At 74.0% G+C, this 3,334-nt stretch carries 3 protein-coding genes; all 3 read right to left on the bottom strand.

From position 1 onward, the window contains the following. Window positions 1-588: TetR/AcrR family transcriptional regulator (locus tag MHW47_RS33685; RefSeq protein WP_239227647.1), on the bottom strand; the 588-nt coding region annotated here is incomplete at its 3' end. 51 nt (window positions 589-639) lie between these two features. After that, entirely contained in the window at window positions 640-2,298 is a 1,659-nt protein-coding gene (locus MHW47_RS33680; protein WP_239227646.1) for a long-chain fatty acid--CoA ligase, read from the bottom strand. After that, entirely contained in the window at window positions 2,295-3,059 is a 765-nt protein-coding gene (locus MHW47_RS33675; RefSeq protein WP_239227645.1) for an SDR family oxidoreductase, read from the bottom strand. Before MHW47_RS33675 ends, MHW47_RS33680 begins: the two co-directional genes overlap by 4 nt. Window positions 3,060-3,334 lie beyond the last annotated feature (275 nt).

Genomic DNA, 3,334 nt, shown 5'->3' with positions numbered 1-3,334 from the left:
CCTGAGCGCGCGCAGCAGCAGGTCCGCGAGGTGGTCGGCGACCTGCTGCGGGGTGAGGGGGCCGTCCGGACGGTACCAGGTGGACAGGTGGTGGACCGAGCCGAAGTGGTAGTCCACGATGAGGTCCGCCGGGGTGGCCGTGGAGAACACGCCGCTGTGCTGGCCCTCCTCGACCAGGGCGCGGAAGCGCTCGTGGTAGCGCCGCCGCTCGCCGCGCACCTGCTTGTTCTTCTCCGGGCTCAGGTGGTGCATGGAGCGGAAGAAGATCGAGGCGTCGTCGAGGTTCTCGATGGTGGTGACGACGACGTCGGCGGCCGCGTCGCGCAGCCGCCGCTCGATGGGCTCGTCGGCGTTCGCGAAGGCGTCGAGCCGCTCCTGCTGGAGGCGCAGCACCCGGGCGTACACCTCCTGGAGCAGGTCCTCCTTGGAGCCGAAGTAGTGGTACAGCGCCCCCTTGGTGACGCCGGCCGCCTCCACGATCTCCTGCACCGAGGTGCGGTCGTAGCCCTGCTCGGCGAAGAGCCGGGTGGCGGCGGCGAGCAGCCGCTGCGGGACGGGGGTGCCGCTCCCGTCCGTTTCCCTGGCCATGGCCGCCACCTTCCTTCCGTTCCTTGGTGGGCAGTGCCCGGTACGTCGTTTCTAGCGGGACGAACGCAATTCCCGCCTGAGGATCTTCCCACTTGCCGTCTTCGGCAGCTCGGCCAGGATCTCCACTTCGCGCGGGTACTTGTACGCGGCGAGGCGTTCCCGGCAGTACGCGGCCAGTTCGTCCGGGCCGGCCGACGCGCCGGGGCGCAGGCTGACGTAGGCGCGGACGGTCTCGCCCCGGTAGGCGTCGGGCACGCCGACGACGGCCGCCTCGCGCACCGCCGGGTGGGTGTAGAGGACGTCCTCCACCTCGCGGGGCCAGACCTTGAAGCCGGAGGCGTTGATCATGTCCTTCTTGCGGTCCACGACGTAGAGCCAGCCCTCGCGGTCCATGAACCCGATGTCGCCGGTGCGCAGTTCGCCGTCCGGGAAGGCCTCGGCCGTGGCCTCGGGCAGGCCCCAGTACCCGGAGACGACCTGCGGGCCGCGCACCGCGATCTCGCCCGGCTCCCCGAAGGGCACGTCGTCGCCGTTCTCGTCGATGATCCGTACGACGGTGTCGGGGCCGGGCACGCCGACCGACAGGGTGCCGGAGACCGGGTCGACGGGGGCCTCGCGCTCGGGCGGCACGGAGGCGCAGGGAGCCGTGCACTCGGTGAGGCCGTAGCCGTTGCGGAGGTACGGGCCGAAGGCCGCCCGGAACTTCTCCACCAGCGCGGGCGGCAGCGGGGCGCCGCCGGAGGAGATGACCCGGAAGGAGGCGAAGTGCCCGGGGGTCGCGCCGGGCGTGGCGGCCAGCGCCATGAAGGCGGTGGAGGGCCCCACGGTGTACGCGGGGCGGTGTTCGGCGAAGGCGTCGAGGACGACGCCGGGGTGGAAACGGTGGACCAGGACGAGGGTGCCGGCGTTGGTGAGGCAGGCGGCCAACTGGCAGACCATGCCGGTGATGTGGAAGAGCGGGGCGAGCGCGAAGTAGGCGGCGCCCTCGGGGACGGGGTGGCCGGTGCGCTGGCGTTCGGCGTTGACCATGATGTTGCCGTGGGAGTTCATGGCGCCCTTGGGCGTGCCGCTGGTCCCGGAGGTGTAGCTGATCAGCGCGGTGTCGGTGGCGGCGCGGTCCCGGCCGGGCGGGGCGGCGAGGCCCCGGCGGGCGACGGCGACCAGGTCGTCGGTGTCCTCGGGGGCGGGCAGCCGCTCGAAGCCGAGGACGCGCTCGTCGTTCGCCGTCTGGAGGTCGGGTTCGCAGGCGGTGAGGGTGATCCGGACGGACGGGGCGCCGGCCGCGGTCTCCCGCAGATACGCCTCCCAGGTCCGGTCGGCGCAGACCAGCGCGGTGACCCCGGCGTCCCGGAGCACGTGCCCCACCTCGGCGGACTTGTACATGGGGTTGAGCGGGACGACGACGGCCCCGGCCTTCCAGGCGCCGAGGAGCGCGAGCACGAACTGCGGCGAGTTCTGGAGCATGATCGCGACCCGGTCGCCCGGGGCCAGGCCGCGGGCGGCGAGGTGGCCGGCCACGGAGTCGGAGAGCGCGTCCGTCTCGCGGTAGCTCAGGCGGCCGTCGAAGTAGGCGAGGGCGGGGTGGTCCGGGGCGCGCTCCACGGAGGCGCGGAAGGCGTGCACCAGGGTCTCGGCGGGGTGGACCGGGGCCCGCTGCGCCTCGCTGAGCAGCGGGAGCCAGGGCTTGGCCGCGTAGATCGAGTCGGTCATGCGCCGGTCTCCTCCCAGGTGCGCTGGAGGCGGTTCATGCCGCGGAGCCAGCGTTCGGTGTCGTCGGCCCGGGCCCGGTAGTAGCCGGCGACCTCGGGGTGGGGCAGCACGAGGAAGCGGTCCTCGGCCATGGCGTCGAACAGGGCGTCGGCCACGGCGCCGGGCTCGATGGCGCCGGGCGCGAGGACGAGGTCGCCCGCGGAGCCGGAGGCCGTCAGCATGTCGGTGCGCACCCCCTGCGGGCAGATGGCGTGGACCTTGAGGCCGCGGTGCCGGTAGGTCAGCGAGAGCCACTCGGCGAAGGCGACCGCGCCGTGCTTGGTGACGCTGTACGGGGCCGCGCCGATCATGGTCAGCAGTCCGGCGGCGGAGGCGGTGGCGACGAACCGGCCGCCACCGCGCTCCAGCCAGTCCGGCAGGAGCGCGCGGGCCGCCCGGACGTGGGCCATCACGTTGACGTCCCAGGCGGCGGCCCACACCTCCTCGTCGGCCAGCGGGTCGCCGGGCGAGGCGAGGCCCGCGTTGGCGCAGTAGACGTCGACGGTGCCGTCCAGCGCGTCCCGGGCCTCGGCCACGATCCCCGAGGCGTCCCCGGCGACCGCGACGGCCCCGATCTCCTCGGCGAGCGCCGTGATCCGGGCCTCGTCGAGGTCGTTGACGACGACCCGCGCGCCCTCGGCGGCGAATCTGCGGGCGAGCGCGGCGCCGATGCCGCCGCCCGCTCCGGTGACCACCACGCCCGCGCCCCGCACCGTACTCATCGCTCACGCCTCTCCCGATCGGCTACCGCAGGCAGACTAACCAGTCGGTATGTCGTCGGGGAAGGGGTGCGGCACGCCCGGCGGAGGCTTCCGTGCCGGATGCGTTCCGCCCGGCCCGCCCGCGCGCTAGCGTGCGTGACCATGACACTCGTCGCGATCTTGGAGGTAGCCGCATGAGCCTGTCCAGGCGTGGATTGCTGACCGCCGGCGGTGCGATGGGAGCCCTCGCGGCCACGGCCGGGCCCGCCGCCGCGGCCGGTGCGCCGCGGGGCGGC

It is taken from the genome of Streptomyces sp. OfavH-34-F (assembly GCF_022347745.1).
Taxonomy (GTDB): domain Bacteria; phylum Actinomycetota; class Actinomycetes; order Streptomycetales; family Streptomycetaceae; genus Streptomyces.
This window is presented reverse-complemented; position numbering and strand designations above follow the sequence as displayed.

Excerpts from the sequence above, each read along its gene's own strand:
- MHW47_RS33680 (WP_239227646.1), bottom strand. The coding sequence starts at position 2,298 with ATGACCGACTCGATCTACGCGGCCAAGCCCTGGCTCCCGCTGCTCAGC.
- MHW47_RS33675 (WP_239227645.1), bottom strand. The coding sequence starts at position 3,059 with ATGAGTACGGTGCGGGGCGCGGGCGTGGTGGTCACCGGAGCGGGCGGC.